Here is a 23,731-nt window from a genome sequence, read left to right as displayed (position 1 = left end):
TACCTGAGAAAAGGGCGGCTTTGTTTCCAGTGTTGGAGGATGCCCCGTGAGCCAGGAACTGCAGATCATCGACCTTGTGGAGGGGGATGGCAAAGCCGCCGTCAAAGGTGCCCTGATCACCACCCAGTACACTGGCTGGCTGGCCGACGGCAGCGAGTTCGACTCCTCCTGGTCACGTGGCAAGCCGTTCCAGTGCGTGATTGGCACCGGCCGGGTAATCAAGGGCTGGGATCAAGGCCTGATGGGGATGCGCGTGGGCGGCAAGCGCAAGCTGCTGGTACCTGCGCATCTGGGCTATGGCGAACGCAGCGTCGGGGCGATTCCGCCGAATTCTGATCTGACCTTCGAGATCGAATTGCTGGAAGTGCTGACGCGGGACGATTGAGTGGCCTATTGCAACCCGATGTTCTTGCGCCCTACACAATTCAGCAACACCCCATCCCCTAATGTAAGCCTTGCCTAGGGAACGGCATCCACCTCCAGGGAGGAACCAAACGGGTTCAGGGCACTCTCACCCTCACTCGTTGCCAAGGACGGCATTCACTACAAGGATGCCCTGCCGTGCTGTTGGCGGGGTGATGTGGCGGGTCAACCCGATTTTTCTGCCACACGAGCCTGCCTTGATGAAGTTGCCAACATTCTTCCGCCGTCGTCGTCACTGGTTGCTGAGCCTGGTGCTGACGGCCGTCGCTGTACCGCTGGCATTGGAGGCTGTCGAAAGCCGGGCGCAACCTGTGGATGGCACCCAGACCCTTGTGTTCCTGCGCCACGCCGAGAAGCCGGGCGAAGGGCTGGGCCAGTTGAACTGCCAAGGCCTGAACCGTGCGCTGGACCTGGCTACCGTGTTGCCCGAGCGCTTTGGCAAGGCCGACTACGTGTTCGCTGCCAACCCCTCACGGCATGTCGAGGAAGGCAGCAAGGACGAAAGCTACAGCTACATTCGCCCGCTGATGACCATCAGCCCCAGCGCCATTCGCCTGGGCCTGCCGGTAAACATCGACTATGGCGCCAACGACACCGACGCGCTGGCCGAAGAGCTGCTGCGTGACAAGTACCGTAACGCGACCGTGTACACCGCCTGGTCACACGGCTACCTACCAGACCTGATCAATGCCGTGGCTGGCAAGGCCCTGGGTGAAGAGCGGGTGATCACCGAGGACTGGGGCGGCGACGACTTCGATACCCTCTACGTCCTCACCCTGACCTGGCACGACGGCAAGGCCAGCCTGCTCAGCCGCAACGTGCGTCAGGGCTTGAATGATGGTGCGCATAGCTGCCCGACTTGATGGTTTTCCTCTGCCGGCCTCTTCGCGGGCTTGCCCGCTCCCACAGGTACTGCACGGGCCTTGAGAGCAATGCGGTCCCTGTGGGAGCGGGTTTACCCGCGAAGAGGCCAGGTCCGGCGAAGGATGCCTAACGGCCGAAGCGCATCGGCCAACCCACCACTTTCTTCGCTCGTGGCGTGGCATAAGTACGTACCTTGGAGGTAGTCAAGCCCATGCGCACCAGCGATTCGGCAATGGTCACCGCCGCGCTCACGCCATCCACCACCGGCACGCCAGTGCGCTGGCGGATCTGCTCGTCCAGCCCGGCCATGCCGCCGCAACCCAGGCATATCACCTCGGCCTTGTCGTCACGCACGGCGCGTTCTGCCTGCTCGACAATCGCCTCCACGGCGCGCTGCGGGTCGGCTTCCAGCTCCAGCACCGCCAGCCCGCTAGCCCGCACCGATGCGCAGCGGTCATACAGGCCGGAGAGCTTCAGGCGGTCTTCGATCAGCGGCACGGTGCGGTCCAGGGTGGTCACCACCGAGTAGGCATGGCCCAGGTACATCGCCGTGCTGGCGGCGGCATCGGTGATGTCTACCACCGGCACGTTCAGCAGCTCCTGCAGGCCCTCGCGACCATGCTCGCCGTAACCCGCCTGGATCACGGCGTCGTAAGGGCCTTCGTAAGCCAGCACCCGGTCCATCACCGCGATGGCGGCCAGGTAACTTTCGAAGTTGCCTTCCACCGACTCGGCACCGAACCATGGGGTGAGGCCGATGATTTCGGTGCCGGGCGCGGCCACCGCACGGGCCTGTTCGGCAATGGCTTCGGTGATGGCTTCGGTGGTGTTGACGTTGGCGATCAGAATGCGCATGGGTAGTCCTCCCTGGTCAGTGGCTGCTGTGGTCAACGGCGATGCATTCACCGCTGACGTCGTGGTAATGGCGTTTGCGTGGGGCGATCAGCAGGTACAGGGCGGCGGCGATGCCGGCACCGATCAGCCAGGAGAACGGCGCGATGCCGTGGAAGTTGGGTACCAGGGCCAGGACGATGGCCAGCAGTGCAGCCGGTACGAAGGCGGCCACCGCGCGCAGGTTGATGCCCTTGGTGTAGTGGTAGGCGCCGGCCGGGTCTTCGCTGTACAGCTGCGGCACGTTGATGCAGCCTTTGCGCAGCAGCCAGTAGTCGGACATGATCACCCCGTACAGCGGGCCGAGCAGGGCACCCAGGCCGGACAGGAAGTACACGATCACCAGCGGGCTGTTGTACAGGTTCCATGGCAGGATCAGCACTGCCAGGGTGGCGCTGATCAGCCCGGCGCGGCGGAAGTTCAGGTGGCGCGGTGCCAGGTTGCTGAGGACGAAGGCCGGGGCGACGAAGTTGGCCATGATGTTCACCGCCACGGTGACGATCAGGAATGCCAGGCAGCCCAGTACCAGGAACGCTGTGCTGGGGATGGCGGCGACGATCTGGGTCGGGCTGTCGATGATCTGGCCGTTGATCTGGAACTGCGCGCCGCACAGCACCACGGTGATCATGGCGAACACCAGGATGTTCACCGGCAGGCCCCAGAAGTTGCCGACGCGGATGGTCTTGCGGCATGGCGAGGAGCGGGCGAAGTCACAGAAGTTCAGCACCAGGGTGCCGTAGATCGCCAGCCACAGCGCGCCGCCGGCAAAGATGTTGCGCCACATCTCGTAGCCGGTCAGCGGCTCGGCCACCGACCAGGCGATGCGGGCGTCGGCCTTGAAGTACATGAACACCGCCAGGGCGGCGACAGTCAGCAGGATCACCGGGCCGGCAAAGGCCTCGTAGCGGCGCACCATCTCCATGCCGTAGGCCAGGATCACCAGCTGCACCAGCCAGATCGACACGAAGCACACCCAGCCCAGGCTCGACAGGCCAAGGATGCTGTCATGGTCGTAGGCTGCCATTTGCGGCCATACGGCGGTGAGCAGCACCCGCAGCACCACCGAAGCCAGGTAGGTCTGGATGCCGAACCAGGCGATGGCGATGACCGCGCGGATCAGCGCCGGTACCTGCGCGCCGTGGATGCCGAAGGCGATGCGGCTGATGACCGGGAACGGCACGCCGGTCTTCTGCCCCATGTAGCCGGACAGGTTCATGAAGAAGTACACCAGCGCCGCACCGATGGCCAGCGACAGCAGGATTTGCCAGCCACCCAGGCCGAGGGCGAACAAGCCCATGGCGAACGAGTAGTTGGCGATGTTGTGCACATCGTTGGTCCACAGCGCGAAGATGCTGTAGCCGCCCCAGCGACGGCCCTCGACGCGTGTCGGGGCGAGGTCGCGGTTGTGCAGGCGCGGGCTCAGGGCAAGTTCCGGCTGGTGACCGGCAAGAGGGGAAGCGGGGTGGGTGCTGGCGACGGATAGTTCAGGGGCAAGGTCGAGGCTGGTACTCATTCCGGCGGGCTCCTGATGCACGTGGACTGCGATGAGCGGGCATGCGCACGGGCTCGCCATCTCGTCGGTGCAGCGTTGGCATCTCAGGTTTGGGGCGCGGCGGCCGATGTTGGGTCGGCGTCGCGGGTTCTTGTGTATTTATGTTTTGCTCAATTTGTATACAAAACACGAACACACAAAAGCGAGTTCCATGCCAAGGGAGAAGCAACTTTCAGCGGGCCATCATTTTGAATCTATCTTGTTGAAATATAAGTTTATGAAATGAAGGGAATATAAGTTGACCAAATGAACAGGTTTAAATTTTCCGAGGGTGATTTAGTTGATCGTTTGGTCAAAATAAGTTGTGGGAAGTGTGTAACGTAATGGGGCGTAATCTTGGTAAGTGCACACAAAAACGGCACTTATGGTGACATTCTTGTGTACAAAAAATAGTCAGCTTTTTCTTGTGCCGGCCTCTTCGCGGGTGAACCCGCTCCCACAAGTATTCCACAGCATTCAGGCCCGTCGAGATGCTGTGGGAGCGGGTTTACCCGCGAAGGGGACCGTACAGGCAAAACTCAATCCATCGGCGGCAACCGCCGCTTCACCGGGCTTTTCTTGATGATGGCGGTGTTGGTCTCGGCCAGTACATTGATGCGGTCGAGCAGGGTATCCAGCTGCTCCATCGAGCGCACATGCAGCCTGGCAATGAAGCAGTCCTCGCCGGTGACCTTGTCGCATTCGGTGAATTCCGCAATCGCAATGATCTGCCGCTCCACCTCCTGCAACTGCCCCGGTAGCGGGCGGATGCGCACGATGGCCTGCAACTGGTAGCCAAAGGCGCGCGGGTCGACCTCTACGGTGTAACCACGCAACACGCCGCGTTCCTCCAGGCGGCGCAGGCGTTCGCTGACGCTGGGTGCCGACAGCCCGCTGATCTGCGCCAGGGCCTTGAGCGAACGGCGTGAATCCTCCATCAGTGCATTGATCAGCAGTTGGTCGATGGCATCGGTCATGGTCACCCTCATAAGGTCGTTCGTATGATTTGCCTTGATAGTAAAGGTAGTTCAGCAAATCCACCTTCGATATCCGCTGGAAGGCCTCCCGGAAACATTTGCATACTGTTGCCATCATCGACAGGAGGTGTGAAATGGATAGTTCGTTGCGCCGTGGTTCGCTGGAAATGGTCGCCGCCATGCTGATTTCCGGGACCATTGGCTGGTTCGTGCTGGTATCCGGCCAGCCGGTGCTCGAGGTGGTGTTCTGGCGCTGCGTGTTCGGTGCCGTGACCTTGCTGGCGATCTGTGCTGGGTTCGGCTTCCTGCGGCCGGGGGTGATCAGCCGCACGGCGTTCCTGCTGGCGATTGCCAGCGGTGTGGCCATCGTCGGCAACTGGGTGCTGCTGTTCGCCTCCTACTCGCGGGCGTCGATCGCCATCGGCACGGCGGTGTACAACGTGCAGCCGTTCATGTTGGTGGGGCTGGCGGCAGTGTTCCTGGGCGAGAAGATCACCCTGGCCAAGGTCACCTGGCTGAGCGTGGCGTTCCTCGGCATGCTGGCCATCGTCAGTGCCCATGGCGCGGGGCAGGGTGGTGGTGGGGACTATTTGCTGGGCATTGCGCTGGCGCTGGGGGCGGCCTTCCTGTATGCCATCGCGGCGTTGATCATCAAGCGCCTGAGCGGCACCCCACCGCACCTGATCGCGCTGATCCAGGTGGCCACGGGTGTGCTGTTGCTGGCACCGTGGGTCAAGCTTGGCGGGTTGCCGGGGGAAGTGCCGGCGCTGGCCAGCCTGGTGACTTTGGGCATGGTGCACACCGGCTTGATGTATGTGTTGCTGTACAGCGCCATCCAGCGCTTGCCCACGGCGTTGACCGGGGCACTGTCGTTCATCTATCCGATTGCGGCGATTCTGGTGGATTGGGTGGCGTTCGGGCACCGGTTGGCACCTTTGCAGTGGCTGGGGGTAGCGTTGATCCTGCTGGCTGCTGCGGGCATGCAGCAGGGGTGGTGGTTCAGGCCAGCGCGGGTTGTGGCCGAGGAATGAGGTGGTCTTGCGGGCCCTTACGCGGGTAAACCCGCTCCCACAGCTGCTCCACGCGGTTCGGGCCTGTGGTGATCCTGTGGGAGCGGGTTTACCCGCGAAGAGGCCCACAAGGTAGAATGCTGCTCTTTGCCAGTTACGACCCATGATGACTTCGCCGATCCAGACTCTGGAGCAACACCTCCTCGCCGCCCTCGACCCTGCCCCGCAGGAAACCCGCCGCCTGTTCCACGGCCGGGGCCGCTGCTGGGCGGGCCTGGAGCAGGTCACCGTCGACTGGCTGCAAGGCGTGCTGTCGGTTGCCCTGTTCCGCGAGCCGGCGGAAGGCCAGCTGGCCGAACTGGAGGCCATGCTGCGTACTCTCGCCGAGCGCCCACAGTGGACTGGTCAAGCCATCCTTCTCCAGCACCGCTACCTGCCCGACAGCCCGGGCCAGTGGTTGCTGGGCGAGCCGTGCCAGCAGCGCGAGGTGGTCGAGGACGGCCTGACCTACCTGCTGGACCTGGGCGTGCGGCAGAACAACGGCCTGTTCCTCGACATGCGCTATGGTCGGCGCTGGGTGCGCGAGCAGGCGGCAGGCAAGCGCGTGCTGAACCTGTTCGCCTACACCTGCGGCTTCTCGGTGGCGGCGATTGCCGGTGGCGCCGAGCAGGTGGTGAACCTGGACATGGCCAAGTCGGCGTTGTCCCGGGGCCGCGACAACCACCGCCTGAATGGCCACGACGCGTCGCGGGTGGCCTACCTGGGGCACGAGCTGTTCAAGTCGTGGGGCAAGGTGCGCAAGTACGGGCCTTATGACCTGATCATCATCGACCCGCCGACCTTCCAGCGCGGCAGCTTCGTGCTGACCCAGGACTACGCGAAGATCCTGCGGCGTTTGCCGGAGTTGTTGAGCGAGGGCGGGACGGTGCTGGCGTGCGTGAACGACCCGGGCATCGGGCCAGAGTTTCTGATCGAGGGGATGGCGGAGCAGGCGCCGTCGCTGGCTTTCGTCGAGCGGCTGGAGAATCCACCGGAGTTTCCTGACGTGGACCCGGCGGGGGGCTTGAAGGCTTTGGTATTCCGTCAGGTCTGATGTTGCCGTTGCTGGCCTCTTCGCGGGTAAACCCGCTCCCACAAGTACAGTGCAAAACCTGAGGGCTGTGGGGTACTTGTGGGAGCGGCTTTAGCCGCGAAGAGGCCGGACCTGCTTACATCAATTACTGATTGTTGGTGTAAATCTGGTCAAACACCCCACCATCATTGAAGTGGGTCTTCTGCACGGTGCGCCAGTCACCAAAGGTCTTCTCTACCGACAGGAAGTCCACTTTCGGGAAGCGGTCGGTGTACTTGGCCAGTACCGTCGCATCACGCGGGCGCAGGTAGTTCTGTGCGGCGATTTCCTGGGCGGCTGGCGACCACAGGTACTTCAGGTATTCCTCGGCCGCGGCCTGGGTACCTTTCTTCGCCACCACCTTGTCGACCACGCTGACCGGCGGCTCGGCTTCGGCCGACACGCTCGGGTAGACCACTTCGAACTGGTCGCGGCCGAACTCGCGGGCGATCATTTCGGCTTCGTTCTCGAAAGTCACCAGCACGTCGCCGATCTGGTTGGTCATGAAGGTGGTGGTGGCGGCACGGCCACCGGTGTCCAGCACCGGCGCTTGCTTGAACAGCTTGCCGACAAAGTCCTTGGCCTTGTTTTCATCACCGCCTTGCTTGAGCACATAGCCCCAGGCCGACAGGTAGGTGTAGCGGCCGTTACCCGAGGTCTTGGGGTTGGGCACGATCACCTGTACGCCATCCTTGAGCAGGTCGGGCCAGTCTTTCAGCGCCTTGGGGTTGCCCTTGCGCACGATGAACACAGTGGCCGAAGTGAACGGCGCACTGTTGTTCGGCAGGCGGCTCACCCAGTTGTCCGGCACCAGCTTGCCGTTGTCGGCCAGGGCGTTGATATCGGTGGCCATGTTCATGGTGATCACATCGGCCGGCAGGCCATCGATCACCGCTCGCGCCTGCTTGCTCGAGCCGCCGAAGGACATCTGCACGTTGACCTTCTCGTTGTGCTCGGCTTCCCAGTGTTTCTGGAAGGCCGGGTTGTAGTCCTTGTAGAAGTCGCGCATCACGTCGTAGGAAACGTTGAGCAAGGTTGGGGCGGCCTGGGCGAAATTGCCCAGGGCAAGGCCTGCGGCGAGTAGCGAGGCGGTGAAGAGTTTTTTCACGTTGCTTCCTTGTTCTTGAAGGTTATTGGGGCAGATTGCCAGCGACTATAGCGGGTGGGTTTGCGCGGGTTAAAGAACAAAAACGACTTTGGTTATGCTTCGGCCTGTGCCGGCCTCTTCGCGGGCAAGCCCGCTCCCACAGGGACCGCGCAGGGTTCGGGCCTGTGGTGATCCTGTGGGAGCGGGTTTACCCGCGAAAGGGCCGGAACAGGCGACATCATTGCTTGGGAAACAGCACATTCCCACACCGGGAACAGAATGCCGCCCCATGCTCATGGCTCTTCTTGCTGCAGGTCGGGCAATCATGCTGCAACTGCTCCCCGCGCATGGCATTGGCCAGTTCGGCGGTGAAGATCCCGGTCGGTACGGCAATGATCGAGTAACCGATGATCATCACCAACGACGAAATCACCTGCCCCAGCGGCGTCTTCGGCACGATGTCACCAAAGCCCACCGTGGTCAGGGTGACGATGGCCCAGTAGATACCTTTGGGAATGCTGGTAAAGCCATGTTCCGGCCCTTCGATCACATACATCAGCGTACCGAACACGGTCACCAGGGTAGAAACGGTGACCAGGAACACGATGATCTTCTGCTTGCTGCCGCGCAGTGCTTCGATCAGGTAGTGCGCCTGCTTGAGGTACGGGCTGAGCTTGAGCACGCGGAAGATCCGCAGCATCCGTATCACCCGGATAATCAGCAGGTACTGGGCGTCGCTGTAGTACAGCGCGATGATCCCCGGCACGATCGCCAGCAGGTCGACCAGGCCATAGAAGCTGAAGGCATAGCGCAGTGGCTTGGGAGAGCAGTACAGGCGGGTGAGGTACTCGGCCAGGAAGATCGCGGTAAAGCCCCATTCGATGCCTGCCAACAGGCCGGCGTAGCCTTGGTGCACCTCGTCGATGCTGTCGAGGATCACCGTGACCAGGCTGGCCAGGATGATCAGCAGGAGGATTTTGTCGAAGCGCCGGCCGGCTACGGTGTCGGTCTGAAACACCATGATGTAGAGGCGTTCGCGCAAGCTTTGTGAGTCGGACATATAGACGATGGCCAAAAACGTAGTCGCACTAAGACTATGGGGCACGCCATAGCCATACAAGTGAGAATGGTCGAAAGCACCTGACAGAATTGCCAGTACCGTGGAGCCAGGAATGCTACGACAATTGGCCAATTGCAGAAAGGTGGTGTTATGAGCGAGCGCGTTCGAGCAGAACCGGTTGTATATGGTCCATACGGGTATGAGCGATCGAATTGGGCCTGCCGGCTGCTCGGGTTCTGCGGATATTGGCGCAATATCTGCGAACACAGCTACCCATTGGGCAACGGATATCGCCTGCTAAACACGCGGTTGATGCGTTTCAATAGGCCTGATGAGCTGAGTCCGTTCGCGGAGGGTGGAATCAATGCGTATATGTATTGCAGTGGCGATCCGGTGAACAAGGTGGACCCAAGCGGCAGAAAAGGCACTGGCTTAAGAGCACTGCTTAAGCTGCACAGGCTCCCAGAGAAGCGTCTCAAGCCGCTTCTCAAGATGCTCAAGGAAAATCAGGCAATTACAATCATCCGTGTCGAAGGACCAAGCGCCACCACCTTCAAAGCCACAAGGACTGCTACCGGATTTTCTGTAGATGCCTCTTCAACGGAAACTTCGAGTTTGGCCCCAGGTACATATTTGGCCAGAAAAAATCTCTATATCGCCTGGAGGGAAGGGGCTAGCAGCTCCGCGATAGAATTCTCAACGGGTTTCAAAAAGCTCAAAGTAAACTTCGAGCATTCTATTGTGACCTTGGACGGGGCGCGACGGCCTCTTGCTAAGGGCAACATATACACAGATCCTCCACTCAATACCGTTGTTCAGGACGTGCGCGAAGGGGGCCGTGGTGCTGGTTTTTCAGATACACCCCAAGGTGCATCAGCCAGCAGGCGATAACAAAGGGAGCGGTCAAGCCGGAAACTGGTAGCAAGTTGAGTATCGGCTGCAATATCAGCGCAATAGTAATTGCCAGCAGCGTTACCCACGGCTTTTCACCTTGCCTGCTGAACGCCAGTGCCGCCAGCGCGGCGTTGAAACCGTACAGGCCCAGCCACGCGGCTTGCGCCTGGTCGGCAAGCAGTGCCACGCCGCCGCCGATGGCCGAACCGATCACTGCCCACATGGCCGCATAAGGGTTGGCGATGAACATGCCGATGATGATCAGCAGACCGGCCAGTGGCTGGTCGAGCAGGAAGATCTGGCCGACGCCGCGCGCCAGCGCGTATAGCGGGTCGGCTTCGACGAAGCCGCTGGGCGAGGGGCTGGCGATCTGCAATACGGCCCAGCCAAGCAGCACGAAGGGTGCGGTGTAGGCGATCAGCAGCTTGCCGCCGCGCTTGCGCCACTGGTGGGTGATGATGCTGGACAGGCCGCCAGCGGCGATGATCAGTGGCGGCAGGATGACCGACCAGGGCAGCACGGCGCTGATCAGGATGCCGATCAGCACGCCGTTGTAGCAGTACAGGCCGGCCTGGCGGTCGGCACGGTCGTAACCGCGGGCCTGGGCGGTGAGCAGGCCGGCCAGGGCGCCGAGCAAGGCGCCGCCGACCAGGTTGGGCGCGGTCAGCAGGATGGCCAGCAGGCAGCACAGGCCGCACAGGGGATTACGCAGCAGCAGTACCTGGCTGAAGCCGTTGAGTAACGCCGTTGCCCAGTCGGGGCACGGGTTGACGAAATTTTTGGTGTACATCGGGGCAGTCAGTGAGGTTGATGGGGAGCGGTGGGCCTCTTTGGGCCTCGGGTTTTCCGCAGGTTTGGTGTTTCAGGGTTCTGGGAGGGCTTTGCCCTCCGATCGCGACGCAAGGCCGCTCCTACAGGGGGCGCGCAAGCCTGAAGGTGTCGCGGTCCCTGTAGGAGCGGCCTTGTGTCGCGAAAGGGGCGCAAAGCGCCCCCGGCATTCTCAGATCAAAGTCTCGATCCGCAGCGTGTTAGTCGACCCTGGCTTGCCGAAAGGCACACCAGCAGTAATCAGCAGCGTGTCGCCACGGCTGGCCATGCCCTGTGCCTGGGCAATCTCCAGCGCAGTGGAAACAACCTCGTCAACCTGGCGCAGGCGGTCGTTGACCACCGAATGCACGCCCCACGCCACGCTCAAACGGCGCGCGGTGTTCAGGTTCGGTGTCAGGTTGAGGATCGGGGCCCGTGGCCGCTCGCGTGCCGCGCGCAGGGTCGAGGCGCCCGACTCGCTATAGTTGACCAGCACCGCCACTGGCAGGATGCCGCTGATACGGCGGATGGCGCAGCTGATGGCGTCCGACACGGTGGCCTCGGCCTTCGGCCGGCCAACGTCGAGCTGGGCCTGGTAGTCCGGGCCGTTCTCCACCTGGCGGATGATCTTGCTCATCATCTGCACGGCTTCCAGCGGGTACTCACCCGAGGCAGTCTCGGCCGACAGCATCACCGCATCGGCACCTTCTGCCACGGCGTTGGCCACGTCGGTGACCTCGGCGCGGGTCGGTGCTGGCGAGAAACGCATGGATTCGAGCATCTGCGTGGCCACAACCACCGGTTTGCCCAGATGACGGCAGGTGCCGATGATGCGTTTCTGGATCTGCGGCACGCTTTCGGCCGGCACTTCCACACCCAGGTCGCCACGGGCCACCATGATCGCATCTGCAAGCTCCGCGATGGCTTGCAGCTGTTCCACTGCCGATGGTTTCTCGATCTTGGCCATCAGGTAGGCGCGGTCGCCAATCAGCTGGCGTGCTTCAACGATGTCCTCTGGGCGCTGCACGAACGACAGGGCTACCCAGTCCACGCCCAGCTCCAGGCCGAAGGCCAGGTCGCGGCGGTCTTTCTCGGTGAGCGGGGAGAGGTCGAGTACCGCTTGCGGCACGTTGACACCCTTGCGATCGGACAGCTCGCCACCGGCCAGTACTTCGGTGTCGATGGCGTCGCTGTGCTTGGCGGTGACGCGCAGGCGCAGCTTGCCGTCGTCCAGCAGCAGGTCCATGCCCGGTTCGAGCGCGGCGATGATCTCGGGGTGTGGCAGGTTGACCCGGCGGCTGTCGCCCGGGGTGTTGTCCAGGTCCAGGCGCAGGGTCTGGCCGCGTTGCAGCTGCACCTTGCCATCGGCAAAGCGGCCGACGCGCAGCTTCGGCCCTTGCAGGTCCATGAGGATACCCAGCGGGTAGTTCAGTTGCTGCTCGACTTCGCGGATCCACTGGTAGCGCAGGGCGTGGTCGGCGTGCTCGCCGTGGCTGAAGTTGAGGCGGAAGATGTTCACCCCGGCTTCTACCAGTTGGCGGATGTCGTCGATGCCTTTGATCGCAGGGCCAAGGGTGGCGAGGATTTTGACTTTTTTATCAGGCGTCATGATTGGGCAGTCTCGAGGATCAGGATGGCGCGGAAGTCGTTGACGTTGGTGCGGGTCGGCTCGGTGACGATCAGCGCATCCAGCGCGGCGAAGTAGCCGTAGCCGTTGTTGTTGTCCAGTTCATCGCTGGCCGACAGGCCCAGGGCTTCGGCGCGGGCGTAGCTGGCCGGGGTCATGAAGGCGCCGGCGTTTTCTTCCGAGCCATCGATACCGTCGGTGTCACCGGCCAGGGCGTACACGCCCGGCAGGCCTTTCAGGCTTTCGGTGAGGCTGAGCAGGAACTCGGCGTTGCGCCCGCCACGGCCATTGCCGCGCACGGTCACGGTGGTCTCGCCGCCGGACAGGATCACGCAGGGCGCCTTCAGCGGCTGGCCGTGCTGGACGATCTGCCGGGCGATACCGGCGTGCACCTTGGCCACTTCGCGTGATTCGCCTTCCAGGTCGCCGAGGATCAGCGGGCTGAACCCGGCCTGGCGGGCTTTGACCGCGGCGGCTTCGAGCGACTGCTGGGGCTTGGCGATCAGCTGGAAGTGGCTGCGGGCCAGGGCCGGGTCATCGGCCTTGACGGTTTCCGAGGCTGGGTTGTTGAGCCAGTCGATAACGGCCTTGGGCGCTTCGATGTTGTAGCGCTTGAGGATGGCCAGGGCATCGGCCGAGGTGCTCGGGTCGGCCACGGTAGGGCCTGAGGCGATCACCGTGGCGAGGTCGCCCGGTACATCGGAAATGGCATAGGTGTAGACCGTGGCCGGCCAGCAGGCCTTGGCCAGGCGGCCGCCCTTGATCGCCGAGAGGTGCTTGCGCACGCAGTTCATCTCGCCGATGGTGGCGCCGGATTTCAGCAGCGCCTTGTTGATCTGCTGCTTGTCGGCAAGGGTCAGGCCTTCGGCGGGCAGGGCCAGCAGTGCCGAGCCACCGCCGGACAGCAGGAAGATGACGCGGTCGTCTTCACTGAGGTTGCTGACCAGTTCCAGCACGCGCTTGGCCACGGCCAGGCCGGCGGCATCGGGGACCGGGTGGGCGGCTTCGACCACCTCGATCTTCTGGCAGTTGGCGCCGTGGCCGTAACGGGTTACGACCAGGCCGGAGACTTCGCCCTGCCAGCTTTTCTCGACCACTTCGGCCATGGCGGCTGCGGCCTTGCCGGCACCGATGACGATGACCCGGCCGCTGCGGTCGGCGGGCAGGTAGGGTTCGAGGACTTGACGGGGGTGGGCGGCGGCGATGGCTGTGTCGAACAGCTCGCGGAGAAGTTTTTGCGGATCGACCGACATGGCAGGCTCCCAATTATTGTTGTTCTGCAGAATCAAAAACGCCCCTGGAACTGCCTCCGTGCAGGCCGAACCAGGGGCGGGTGTTGCTCGGTGCCACCTTTGAACCTGTGGTCGCAGGTTCAAAGGTGTTGGCTTCTTCGCGGGTAAACCCGCTCCCACAGGGGCCTCACAGAGGCTGAAGACGGCGTAAAACCTGTGGGAGCGGGTTCACCCGCGAAGAGGCCGGTGAAGGCTAAAAATTACTTACTTGTCGTCGCGGATCGAGAAGTTGGCCATGTGCTCCAGGCCTTTGATCAGCGCCGAGTGGTCCCAGTTGCCGCCACCCAGGGCCTGGCAGGTGTTGAACACTTGCTGGGCATTGGAGGTGTTGGGCAGGTTGATGCCCAGTTCCTTGGCACCCTGCAGGGCCAGGTTCAGGTCCTTCTGGTGCAGGTTGATGCGGAAGCCTGGGTCGAAGGTGCCCTTGATCATGCGCTCGGCATGCACTTCGAGAATCTTCGACGAAGCGAAGCCACCCATCAGTGCTTCACGTACCTTGGCCGGGTCGGCACCATTCTTGGCGGCGAACAGCAGGGCTTCGGCAACGGCCTGGATGTTCAGGGCAACGATGATCTGGTTGGCCACCTTGGCGGTCTGGCCGTCGCCATTGCCACCGACGCGGGTGATGTTCTTGCCCATGGCTTCGAACAGCGGCAGGGTGCGCTCAAAGGCTTTCGGGCAGCCACCGACCATGATGCTCAGGGTTGCAGCCTTGGCGCCGACTTCGCCGCCGGACACCGGAGCGTCCAGGTAGGCAGCGCCGGTGGCCTTGATTTTCTCGGCGAAGGCTTTGGTAGCGGTAGGGGAGATCGAGCTCATGTCGATCACGATCTTGTTCGGGCCCACGCCTTCGGCGACGCCGTTTTCACCAAACAGGACGCTCTCGACCTGCGGGGTGTCGGGAACCATGACGATGATGAACTCGGCTTCCTGGGCTACTTCCTTCGGGTTGGCCAGGGCCACGGCACCGGCGGCGACCAGGTCGGCCGGGGCAGCGTCGTGGTGAGTGGAGACGAAGATGCTGTGACCTGCTTTCTGCAGGTTCTGAGCCATGGGCTTGCCCATGATGCCGGTGCCGATGAAACCGATTTTAGCCATGAGAGATTACCTCGTTGTATTTGTTGAATCTCGATGGAGCAGGCTGCTCAGGCCCGTTGTTGGACACAGAACTCTGTGGGAGCGGGTTTACCCGCGAAAGCAGTGAAGCCAACATCGCATTCGCGGGTGAACCCGCTCCCACAGGGTCAGGCATGTGTCACAGGACCCCGGTCAGCCTTAGATTGCGTTATGGGTCTTCAGCCAGCCCAGGCCCGCCTCGGTGGTGGTCAGCGGCTTGTACTCCGCGCCCACCCAGCCCTGGTAGCCGATACGGTCCAGGTGCTCGAACAGGAAGCGGTAGTTGATCTCGCCGGTGCCTGGCTCGTTGCGGCCGGGGTTGTCGGCCAGCTGGATGTGGTTGATCAGTTTCAGGTTGGCTTCCATGGTACGAGCCAGGTCACCTTCCATGATCTGCATGTGGTAGATGTCGTACTGCAGGAACAGGTTGTCGCTGCCCACCTCGGCCTGGATTTCCAGGGCCTGCTTGGTGGTGTTCAGGTAGAAGCCGGGGATATCGCGGGTGTTGATCATTTCCATGACCAGGCGGATCCCGGCGGCTTTCAGCTTGTCGGCGGCGTAGCGCAGGTTTTCCACGAAGGTCTTGCGCACGGTGGCGCAGTCCGGGCCTTGTGGGCGAATGCCGGCCAGGGCGTTGACCTGGGTGTTGCCCAGCACCTTGGCGTATTCGATGGCCTTGTCGACGCCGGCGCGGAATTCCTCGACGCGGTCAGGGTGGCAGGTGATACCGCGCTCACCCTTGGCCCAATCGCCCGCCGGCAGGTTGAACAGCACCTGGGTCAGGCCGTTGGCGTCCAGCTGCTGCTTGATCTCGACAGCGCTGAAGTCGTACGGGAAGAGGTATTCGACGCCGCTGAAACCAGCATCGGCGGCAGCCTTGAAGCGGGCCAGGAAGTCCTGTTCGGTGAACAGCATGGACAGGTTGGCAGCGAAGCGAGGCATGTTGTGTCTCCTTGCGATGAAGGCCCCCGGCGCCCTCAGGTAGGGGCCGGCACGGGGGCGTCAGGCGATCAGTCCAGCAGCGAGATGGCGGTTGGCGCGTCGTTGCCGACCAGGGCCAGGTCTTCGAACTCGTTGACCGCGTTGATCTCGGTGCCCATGGAAATGTTGGTCACACGTTCGAGAATCACTTCGACCACCACCGGCACGCGGAACTCTTCGGCCATCTTCTGTGCCTTGAGCAGGGCAGGGGCGATTTCGGCCGGCTCGAACACACGGATGGCCTTGCAGCCCAGGCCTTCGACCACGGCGACATGGTCGACACCGTAGGTGGCGGCGTCGGTCGAGTTGATGTTCTCGAACGCCAGTTGTACACAGTAATCCATGTTGAAGCCACGTTGCGCCTGACGGATCAGGCCCAGGTAGGCGTTGTTCACCAGTACGTGCACGTACGGCAGGTTGAACTGTGCGCCCACCGCCAGCTCTTCGATCATGAACTGGAAGTCGTAGTCACCCGACAGCGCGACCACCTTGCGTTTCGGATCGGCCTTGACCACACCGAGGGCGGCAGGGATGGTCCAGCCCAGCGGGCCGGCCTGGCCGCAGTTGATCCAGTGGCGTGGCTTGTACACGTGCAGGAACTGCGCGCCGGCGATCTGCGACAGGCCGATGGTGCTGACGTAGCAGGTGTCCTTGCCGAATACTTGGTTCATCTCTTCGTAGACGCGCTGCGGCTTGACCGGCACGTTGTCGAAGTGGGTCTTGCGCTGCAGGGTGGCCTTGCGCTCCTGGCAGTCTTGCAGCCAGGCCTTGCGGCACTTCAGCTTGCCAGCGGCTTTCCACTCGCGGGCCACTTCGAGGAACACGTCCAGTGCCTTGCCGGCGTCGGAAACGATACCCAGGTCTGGGGTGAATACGCGGCCGATCTGGGTTGGTTCGATGTCCACGTGCACGAACTTGCGGCCTTCGGTGTAGACGTCGACGGAACCGGTGTGGCGGTTGGCCCAGCGGTTACCGATACCGAACACCAGGTCGGATTTCAGCAGGGTGGCGTTGCCATAGCGGTGCGAAGTCTGCAGGCCGACCATGCCGACCATCTGTGCGTGGTCGTCCGGGATGGTGCCCCAGCCCATCAGGGTCGGGATTACCGGTACACCGGTCAGCTCGGCGAACTCGACCAGCTTGTCGCTGGCATCGGCGTTGATGATGCCGCCACCGGCTACCAGCAGCGGGCGTTCGGCGTCATTGAGCAGAGCCAGGGCTTTTTCGGCTTGTACGCGGGTGGCGGACGGCTTGTGCACTGGCAGCGGTTCGTAGGCGTCGATGTCGAATTCGATTTCGGCCATCTGCACGTCGAACGGCAGGTCGATCAGTACCGGGCCTGGGCGGCCGGTGCGCATTTCATAGAAGGCCTTCTGGAAGGCGTAAGGCACCTGGCCTGGCTCCAGAACGGTAGTGGCCCACTTGGTGACCGGCTTGACGATGTTGGTGATGTCGACAGCCTGGAAGTCTTCCTTGTGCAGGCGGGCACGTGGGGCCTGGCCGGTGATGCAGAGGATCGGGATGGAGTCGGCAGAGGCACTGTAAAGGCCGGTGACCATGTCGGTGCCGGCTGGGCCGGAGGTGCCGATGCACACACCGATGTTGCCCGGGTTGGCACGGGTGTAACCCTCGGCCATGTGCGAGGCGCCTTCGACGTGACGAGCGAGGACGTGATCGATGCCACCGACTTTCTTCAGGGCCGAGTACAACGGGTTGATGGCAGCCCCCGGGATGCCGAACGCGGTATCTACACCTTCACGGCGCATGACCAGAACGGCTGCATCGATTGCTCTCATTTTGCTCATGGTTTGTGCCTCATCGATTTTGTAATTGTATACAACTTGCTTTGTGCCAGAGTGTATTCATGGCTGGCCGCTTAGGTCAACGGGTTTTCGTCGGCGGATGTCGCTTTCATTCGAGCGCCCGTGAAAACGGAGGTTTGCGCCATCGCATACGATCGTTTCAAAATATTGTATACAAAAATATCTTCCGTTGTGTTCTATTTGTTCTATCGGTTTTCAACTGCCCTCAGGGCTTCTCACAACAAGAAGAGGACCTTTCCATGAACGCTTTGAACCTGAAAGTCGCGGTCAGCCTGGTGAACGCCGCGCTGGCGGCGGGCCGCAAGATCAATGCCGCGCCACTGACGGTGGCGGTGCTGGATGCCGGCGGCCATTTGCTGGCGCTGCAGCGCGAGGATGGCGCCAGCCTGATTCGGCCGGAGGTAGCTACTGGCAAGGCCTGGGGCGCGATTGCCCTGGGCAAGGGTTCGCGCCTGCTGGCACTGGACGCACAGCAACGGCCGGCTTTTTTTGCCGCGCTGAACGGGTTGGGCGAGCGGCCGGTGGTGCCGGCGCCGGGTGGCGTGCTGGTGCGTGATCAGGACGGCAAGGTGCTGGGTGCGGTAGGGATCAGCGGCGATACGTCGGATATCGACGAACAGTGCGCGATCAGTGCGATCGAGGAGGTGGGGTTGAAGGCGGATGCGGGTGTAGCAGCCTAATCTGGTAGCCTAATTCTCTATTGCCTGTTCCGCCTATTCGCGGGTGAACCCGCTCCCACAGGACCATCACACGCTTGAAGCTCGTGGTGTCCCTGTGGGAGCGGGTTCACCCGCGAAGAAGCCAGCGCCGGGGGTCAGGCCACCTCAGGCTCACAACCCTTGAGCACCATGCGGATGATGGTCTCGGCTGCGGCGTCATAATCGCTGTCGGCCAGCTTGGCCTTGCCGGTCACCGCAGAGATCTGCCAATCGAAATCGGCATAGGTCTGGGTCGCTGCCCAGATGCTGAACATCAGGTGGTGCGCATCCACATGGGCGATCTGCCCGCGGTCGATCCAGCGCTGGATGCACTCGATGTTATGCCGCGCCTGCTCGTTCAACTGCGCTACCTGGTTCGGCGACAGGTGCGGGGCGCCGTGCATGATCTCGCTGGCGAACACCTTGGACGCATGCGGCAGGTCGCGGGAAATGCGGATCTTCGAGCGGATATACGCACTCAGCACTTCCTTCGGGTCACCTTCGGCATTGAACGGGGTCGACGCCTGCATGATCGGCGCGATGATGCTTTCCAGGACCTCGCGGTAGAGGTTGTCCTTGGATTTGAAGTAGTAATACACGTTCGGCTTGGGCAGGCCGGCCTTGGCCGCGATATCGCTGGTCTTGGTGGCGGCGAAGCCCTTGTCGGCGAATTCCTCGCTGGCCGCGCGCAGGATCAATTCCTTGTTGCGCTCGCGAATGGTGCTCATGGTCAGGGATCTTCCTCGTGTCTGGCCACCTCTAAGAGGGATCGGGCATGGTAGCACCGGGCTCGACGGGCGCTCAAGGCGGCGGCTTTGGGCTAGAATCCTGGGCACTCACTCTTCTGGATACAGGCAAACATGGCAGGAAGCAGTCTACTGGTACTGATCGACGATATCGCCACTGTGCTCGATGACGTCTCGGTGATGACCAAGGTGGCGGCGAAAAAGACCGCGGGCGTGCTGGGCGATGACCTGGCCCTGAATGCCCAGCAGGTCACCGGGGTGCGTGCCGAGCGCGAGATCCCGGTGGTGTGGGCCGTGGCCAAGGGCTCGATGGTGAACAAGGCCATCTTGGTGCCGGCGGCGCTGCTGATCAGTGCGTTCATCCCTTGGGCGGTGACACCGTTGCTGATGCTGGGCGGTGCCTACCTGTGCTTCGAGGGTTTCGAGAAGCTGGCGCACAAGTTCCTGCACAGCAAGGCCGAGACGGACGCCGAGCACGAAGCGCTCAAGGAGGCGGTGGCTGATGCCAATGTCGACCTGGTGGCATTCGAAAAAGCCAAGATCAAGGGCGCGGTACGTACCGACTTCATCCTTTCGGCGGAAATCATCGCCATCACCCTGGGCATCGTTGCCGATTCGCCGTTGACCCAGCAGATCGTCGTGCTGTCGGGCATCGCGGTGGTCATGACCATCGGCGTGTACGGGCTGGTGGGCGGTATCGTCAAGCTCGATGACCTGGGGCTGTGGATGACTCGTAAGGCATCACGCCTGGCCAGGGCGGTGGGTAACGGCATCCTGCGGGCTGCCCCGTACATGATGAAGAGCCTGTCGGTAATCGGTACGGCGGCCATGTTCCTGGTCGGTGGCGGGATCCTGGTGCATGGCATCGGGCCGCTGCATCACGCCATCGAGGCGTTCAGCGAAGGGCGTGGCGGGGCGTTGACCGTGGCGCTGCTGAACGGCGGTGTCGGGGTTGTGGCCGGTGCCGTGGTGCTGGCGGTGGTGGGCATTGCGGGGAAATTGTGGCGGGCGGTTCGGCCGGCCAATTGATGCGGCCTGGCCGGGGCTTCGCCCCGGTTCGCGGGTGAACCCGCTCCCACAGGTACAGCGCAGGCCTTGAATCCGGCGCGGACTTTGTGGGAGCTGGCTTGCCGGCGATGGGCCGCAGCGCGGCCCCACGCGGCTTCGCCCCGGTTCGCGGGTGAACCCGCTCCCACATGTATAGCGTCTGCCATGAATCCGGTGCGGACCCTGTGGGAGCGGGTTTACCCGCGAATGGGCCGCAAGGCGGCCCCTGTACTCAGATCAGAAATGTACCTTGAGCAGGAAGCTCATGGTGTTCTGGTCGGTGGTGAAGGCATCGGAATCCTTGATGCCGTACTTGTTCTTCCAATAGTCGTACTCGACACCCACATACAGCTGCTTCTCGCCCAGGTGCAAGGCCTTGCCCAGGTCATACTTGATCTGCGGATTGAAGTGCAGGTTGGCCTGGTAGGTGCCGCGGCGGTTCTCGTCGTTGTCCACCACCCAGTCCATGAAACCGTCGATCAGCACATCGGACGAACCGACCGGAATGGTGTACGACCACACCGGGGTGATCTGCCACACGTTGTCGCCAGCGCGGCTGCCGTCGGTGGTGCGGTTGTAGAAGTTCAGCTGGAAGTAGTCGAAACCAGGGATGTCCAGGTCGAAGCCTGGGCCAATCAGGTACGACTCGGTATCACCTTCGCCGAACTCGTAGGTCATCGCCAGCAGCACGTCCTTGACCGGGCCGAAGGCCAGCTTCTGGTCGAAGATCTTGCCGAACGACAGGCGCGGGCTGATTTCGCCGTAGTAGGTGTTCGGGCCATTGCCCTCATCTTTCTGGCCCTGGTAGAAGATCTTGTCGACAAAGATGAAGTTATCGCCGTACTTCCAGCCATCAGCGTGCTCGAAGGTCACGGTTTGCTGGATCGACGGGTTGACCTTGAAGTTCTTGCCCCACAGGTAGGTCAGGCTGTTGTTCTGCCATTGCAGCAGGTCGCCGCCGAAGGTGGTGCCACAGGCCAGCAGGCCGCCGGCGAGGATCAGGCTGTTGATGGTACGCATTGCGAGTGTCGCTCCCTTGATTGATCTGTTGTCAGCGCTCGTTGTTGGCGCTTTTTTGTCTTTTGAGTCAGCTTTTTTCGATAGGCCACAGCTGTTTGGCAAGGGTTGAGCCAACTTTCCTGGGCTGGCAAAACCTTCCTGCTCGACTTCGTTCTGAACGGATGAAAAGGGTCTTTCAGGCTGGCAACACGTTGGCCAACCGCCCGTATTCATTGACTGAGCGGTCAGTAAACGCAGGCAGAATCCCTTCTGCCCTGATCGAGGGGGCGCGCAGATTACTGGCTTGCGCGCCTTGCCTCAAGTGCTCCGTCCTGGAGCAGTGTGGTACAAACTTGTGCGTTCGGTCAGTTTTTCAGAAGTGCACTTTGATCAGCGCGCTGGTAACGCTCTGGTTGCTGTCGATGTTTCCCTGGCTGTCGATGCCGTACTTGTCCTTCCAGTAGCTGTACTCGATGCCCACGTACAGCTGCTTGGCGCCCAGGTTCAAGGCTTTGCCCAGGTCGTACTTGACCTGCGGGTTGAACTGCAGGTTGGCGTGGTAGGTGCCACGGCGGGTCTGGTCGTTGTCGACCACCCAGTCCATGTAACCGTCGATCAGAATGTCGGATTTGCCCACCGGAATGGTGTACGAGAAAGCCGGGGTAATCTGCCAGACGTTGTCACCGGGGCGGCTGCCTTCGGTGTTGCGCAGGTAGAAGTTGAGGGTGAAGTAGTTGAAGCCGGGAATGTTCAGGTCGAAGCCGGGGCCGATCAGGTAGGCCTCGTTGTCGCCCTCGCCACGCTCGTAGGTCATGGCCAGCAGCACATCCTTGATCGGGCCGAAGGCCAGCTTCTGGTCAAAGATCTTGCCGAACGACAGGCGCGGGCTGAACTCACCGTAGTAGGTGGTCACGCCTTTGCCCGGGTCGGGCTTGCCGTTGTAGAAGATCTTGTCGACGAACATGAAGGTGTCGCCGTACTTCCATTTGTTGGCGTGCTCGAAGGTAACCGTCTGCTGGATGCCTGGGTTGACCTTGAAATCCTTGCCGTACAGGTAGCTCAGGCTTTCGCCATGCCACTGCAGCCATTCGCCAGCGTGGGCGGGAAGGGTGGCCAGCAGGCTGCTGCCCAGCAAGAGGGACGAGGTGATGCGTTTCATGTTGTGGTTCCCGGACTTATTGTTTTTGTTGGGTTTTTTTGGCGCGCAGGCGCCCCGGACGGCCCATTCCGGCGGGCCGACGGTGTAGCGTTTACGGCGAATTCGAGGTGGGGCGGCAGTGCGCCGCCCCCCTTTGCTCAATGCTGGTGACAGGCTTCGTTGTGCACCGCGCGGTCGGCACCGCCAAGGATGTTGAACAGCACGTTCAACACCAGGGCACTGACCGTGGCCATGGCGATGCCACTGTGGGTGATGGGTTCCATCCACTGGGGCATCTGGGCGAAGAACTCCGGACGCACCACGGGGATCAACCCGAAGCCGACGCTCACCGCAACCAGCAACTGGTTGCGACGGTCGCCGATGTCCGCTTCCTGGAGAATCTTGATCCCGGTGGCGGTGACCATGCCGAACATGGCGATGGACGCGCCGCCCAGTACCGCAGGCGGGATCGAGGCAATCAGGAAGGCCGCCTTGGGCAGCAGGCTGAGCAGGATCAGCAGTGCACCGGCCACGATGGTGACATAGCGGCAGCGCACCCCGGTCATCTGCACCAGGCCGATGTTCTGGGCGAACGAGGAGTGGGTGAAAGTGTTGAAGAAGCCGGCGATGAACGACGCGCCGGCATCGCACAGCAGGCCGCGACGCAACATCCCTGGGGTAACTTCACGATCGGTCACCTTGCCCAGGGCCAGGAACATGCCGGTGGACTCGACGAAGATGATCACCACCACCAGGCACATGGACAGGATCGGCGCCAGGCTGAAGGTCGGCATGCCGAAGTGCAGTGGGGTTACCACTTGCAGCCAGGGTGCGTCGTTCAGGCCCGACAGGTCGACCATGCCGATGGAACCGGCCAGGACGTAGCCCAGGCCCATGCCCACCAGCACCGACACGTTGACCCAGAAGCCACGCATGAAACGGTTGATCAGCAGGATTACCGCCAGCACCAGGCCAGCCACCATCAGGTAGATCGGTGAGCCGAAGGCTTCAGCTTCCTGGCCACCACCGGCCCAGTTGACCGCCACCGGGAACAGCGACAGGCCAATCGAAGTGATCACCGTACCGGTGACCAGTGGCGGGAAGAAGCGTACGACCTTGGACATGAACGGCGCGATCAGCATGCCGAAGAAACCGGCGGCGATGGTGGCGCCGAAGATCCCTTGCAGGCCCACGCCTGGCATGCCGGCCATGGCCACCATGCTGCCGACGGCAGCGAAACTGGCACCCATCATCACCGGCATGCGGATGCCCACCGGGCCGATACCGAAGGACTGGATGATGGTGGCGACGCCAGCGACCAGCAGGTCGGCGTTGATCAGGAAAGCGACTTCTTCACGGGACAACCCGGCGGCCTGGCCGATGATCAACGGCACGGCGATCGCGCCACCGTACATCAGCAGAACGTGTTGCAGGCCAACCAGGATCAGTTGGAACAGGGGCAAGGGCTCACGCGGCGGCGCAACAGGGATGTACGCCTTGCGGGACTCGGACATGCAGCACCTCGAGTTTTGTTTTTATTCTCGGATCCAAGCGCCGGCCTCAGGCGGCAGGCTCACAATGAAGAGAGCCTGGAGTCCCGCCTGACGCT

The 23,731-nt window shown here is 62.2% G+C and carries 22 protein-coding genes; 7 read left to right on the top strand and 15 right to left on the bottom strand.

What is annotated here, in order from left to right:
* Nucleotides 1–46 precede the first annotated feature (46 nt).
* Nucleotides 47–385: an FKBP-type peptidyl-prolyl cis-trans isomerase gene (locus tag R9B85_RS04695; protein ID WP_003254365.1), complete on the top strand. Its 339-nt coding sequence runs from the start codon at nt 47–49 to the stop codon at nt 383–385.
* A gap of 238 nt (nt 386–623) precedes the next feature.
* Nucleotides 624–1,286 carry a histidine phosphatase family protein gene (locus R9B85_RS04690; protein WP_112253250.1) on the top strand — a complete coding sequence of 221 codons (663 nt, stop codon included), beginning with the start codon at nt 624–626 and terminating at the stop codon, nt 1,284–1,286.
* A gap of 127 nt (nt 1,287–1,413) precedes the next feature.
* On the opposite strand, the gene R9B85_RS04685 is transcribed toward R9B85_RS04690, so the two are convergent.
* From R9B85_RS04685 to R9B85_RS04675, 3 genes are all read right to left on the bottom strand, one after another.
* Nucleotides 1,414–2,142 carry an aspartate/glutamate racemase family protein gene (locus R9B85_RS04685; RefSeq protein ID WP_112253054.1) on the bottom strand — a complete coding sequence of 243 codons (729 nt, stop codon included), beginning with the start codon at nt 2,140–2,142 and terminating at the stop codon, nt 1,414–1,416.
* Between the two features lie 16 nt (nt 2,143–2,158).
* Nucleotides 2,159–3,691: an NCS1 family nucleobase:cation symporter-1 gene (locus tag R9B85_RS04680; protein WP_112253053.1), complete on the bottom strand. Its 1,533-nt coding sequence runs from the start codon at nt 3,689–3,691 to the stop codon at nt 2,159–2,161.
* A gap of 557 nt (nt 3,692–4,248) precedes the next feature.
* The gene (locus R9B85_RS04675; RefSeq protein ID WP_112253052.1) at nt 4,249–4,686 is read right to left on the bottom strand and encodes an Lrp/AsnC family transcriptional regulator; all 438 of its coding nucleotides are present in this window, start codon (nt 4,684–4,686) and stop codon (nt 4,249–4,251) included.
* A gap of 134 nt (nt 4,687–4,820) precedes the next feature.
* Here R9B85_RS04675 and R9B85_RS04670 point away from each other — a divergent pair, with 134 nt between their 5' ends.
* Complete coding sequence (locus R9B85_RS04670; RefSeq protein WP_423770871.1) at nt 4,821–5,717, top strand: DMT family transporter; 897 nt, start codon at nt 4,821–4,823, stop codon at nt 5,715–5,717.
* A gap of 145 nt (nt 5,718–5,862) precedes the next feature.
* Entirely contained in the window at nt 5,863–6,789 is a 927-nt protein-coding gene (locus R9B85_RS04665) for a class I SAM-dependent methyltransferase (protein ID WP_112253249.1), read from the top strand.
* A 124-nt stretch (nt 6,790–6,913) separates the two neighbouring features.
* Here the strand turns inward: R9B85_RS04665 and R9B85_RS04660 are convergent, their stop codons facing one another.
* Together R9B85_RS04660 and R9B85_RS04655 are read right to left on the bottom strand one after the other, a co-directional pair.
* Nucleotides 6,914–7,915 (bottom strand): sulfate ABC transporter substrate-binding protein, encoded by a 1,002-nt coding sequence (locus R9B85_RS04660; RefSeq protein ID WP_046615020.1) that lies wholly within the window; start codon nt 7,913–7,915, stop codon nt 6,914–6,916.
* Between the two features lie 217 nt (nt 7,916–8,132).
* The gene (locus R9B85_RS04655; protein ID WP_215521098.1) at nt 8,133–8,954 is read right to left on the bottom strand and encodes an ion transporter; all 822 of its coding nucleotides are present in this window, start codon (nt 8,952–8,954) and stop codon (nt 8,133–8,135) included.
* 150 nt (nt 8,955–9,104) lie between these two features.
* On the opposite strand from R9B85_RS04655, the gene R9B85_RS04650 reads away from it, so the two are divergent.
* Nucleotides 9,105–9,845, top strand: a complete 741-nt coding sequence (locus R9B85_RS04650; RefSeq protein WP_112253049.1) for an RHS repeat-associated core domain-containing protein — start codon at nt 9,105–9,107, stop codon at nt 9,843–9,845.
* Here R9B85_RS04650 and R9B85_RS04645 read toward each other — a convergent pair.
* The 6 genes from R9B85_RS04645 to gcl all read right to left on the bottom strand — a co-directional run bounded on the left by R9B85_RS04645 (nt 9,757) and on the right by gcl (nt 17,476).
* Nucleotides 9,757–10,638: an urea transporter gene (locus R9B85_RS04645; RefSeq protein ID WP_112253048.1), complete on the bottom strand. Its 882-nt coding sequence runs from the start codon at nt 10,636–10,638 to the stop codon at nt 9,757–9,759. The genes R9B85_RS04650 and R9B85_RS04645 overlap by 89 nt on opposite strands.
* A gap of 210 nt (nt 10,639–10,848) precedes the next feature.
* The gene (pyk, locus tag R9B85_RS04640) at nt 10,849–12,264 is read right to left on the bottom strand and encodes a pyruvate kinase (protein ID WP_423770870.1); all 1,416 of its coding nucleotides are present in this window, start codon (nt 12,262–12,264) and stop codon (nt 10,849–10,851) included.
* The gene (locus tag R9B85_RS04635; protein WP_025340038.1) at nt 12,261–13,535 is read right to left on the bottom strand and encodes a glycerate kinase type-2 family protein; all 1,275 of its coding nucleotides are present in this window, start codon (nt 13,533–13,535) and stop codon (nt 12,261–12,263) included. The genes pyk and R9B85_RS04635 overlap by 4 nt, the downstream gene beginning before the upstream one ends.
* A gap of 243 nt (nt 13,536–13,778) precedes the next feature.
* Nucleotides 13,779–14,672, bottom strand: coding sequence for a 2-hydroxy-3-oxopropionate reductase (locus tag R9B85_RS04630; RefSeq protein ID WP_112253046.1), 894 nt, complete (start codon nt 14,670–14,672; stop codon nt 13,779–13,781).
* A 177-nt stretch (nt 14,673–14,849) separates the two neighbouring features.
* Nucleotides 14,850–15,632, bottom strand: a complete 783-nt coding sequence (gene hyi, locus R9B85_RS04625; protein WP_423770869.1) for a hydroxypyruvate isomerase — start codon at nt 15,630–15,632, stop codon at nt 14,850–14,852.
* A gap of 68 nt (nt 15,633–15,700) precedes the next feature.
* A complete protein-coding gene (gcl, locus tag R9B85_RS04620) occupies nt 15,701–17,476 on the bottom strand; it encodes a glyoxylate carboligase (protein WP_423770868.1) in 1,776 nt (591 codons plus the stop codon).
* Between the two features lie 257 nt (nt 17,477–17,733).
* Between gcl and R9B85_RS04615 the strand changes: the two genes are divergently transcribed.
* Nucleotides 17,734–18,174, top strand: a complete 441-nt coding sequence (locus R9B85_RS04615; RefSeq protein ID WP_013973539.1) for a GlcG/HbpS family heme-binding protein — start codon at nt 17,734–17,736, stop codon at nt 18,172–18,174.
* Nucleotides 18,175–18,308: 134 nt separating this feature from the next.
* Here R9B85_RS04615 and R9B85_RS04610 read toward each other — a convergent pair whose 3' ends face one another.
* Nucleotides 18,309–18,920: a TetR/AcrR family transcriptional regulator gene (locus R9B85_RS04610; RefSeq protein WP_112253045.1), complete on the bottom strand. Its 612-nt coding sequence runs from the start codon at nt 18,918–18,920 to the stop codon at nt 18,309–18,311.
* A gap of 132 nt (nt 18,921–19,052) precedes the next feature.
* Here R9B85_RS04610 and R9B85_RS04605 point away from each other — a divergent pair, with 132 nt between their 5' ends.
* A complete protein-coding gene (locus R9B85_RS04605; protein WP_085664004.1) occupies nt 19,053–19,967 on the top strand; it encodes a DUF808 domain-containing protein in 915 nt (304 codons plus the stop codon).
* Between the two features lie 255 nt (nt 19,968–20,222).
* Here R9B85_RS04605 and R9B85_RS04600 read toward each other — a convergent pair whose 3' ends face one another.
* From R9B85_RS04600 to R9B85_RS04590, 3 genes are all read right to left on the bottom strand, one after another.
* Nucleotides 20,223–21,005 carry an outer membrane protein OmpK gene (locus R9B85_RS04600; RefSeq protein ID WP_025340033.1) on the bottom strand — a complete coding sequence of 261 codons (783 nt, stop codon included), beginning with the start codon at nt 21,003–21,005 and terminating at the stop codon, nt 20,223–20,225.
* 352 nt (nt 21,006–21,357) lie between these two features.
* The gene (locus tag R9B85_RS04595) at nt 21,358–22,143 is read right to left on the bottom strand and encodes an outer membrane protein OmpK (protein WP_313855799.1); all 786 of its coding nucleotides are present in this window, start codon (nt 22,141–22,143) and stop codon (nt 21,358–21,360) included.
* Nucleotides 22,144–22,280: 137 nt separating this feature from the next.
* A complete protein-coding gene (locus R9B85_RS04590) occupies nt 22,281–23,636 on the bottom strand; it encodes a nucleobase:cation symporter-2 family protein (protein WP_112253043.1) in 1,356 nt (451 codons plus the stop codon).
* Nucleotides 23,637–23,731: the final 95 nt, after the last annotated feature.

This window comes from Pseudomonas sp. NLJ1, assembly GCF_049486705.1.
GTDB lineage: Bacteria > Pseudomonadota > Gammaproteobacteria > Pseudomonadales > Pseudomonadaceae > Aquipseudomonas > Aquipseudomonas inefficax.
This window is presented reverse-complemented; position numbering and strand designations above follow the sequence as displayed.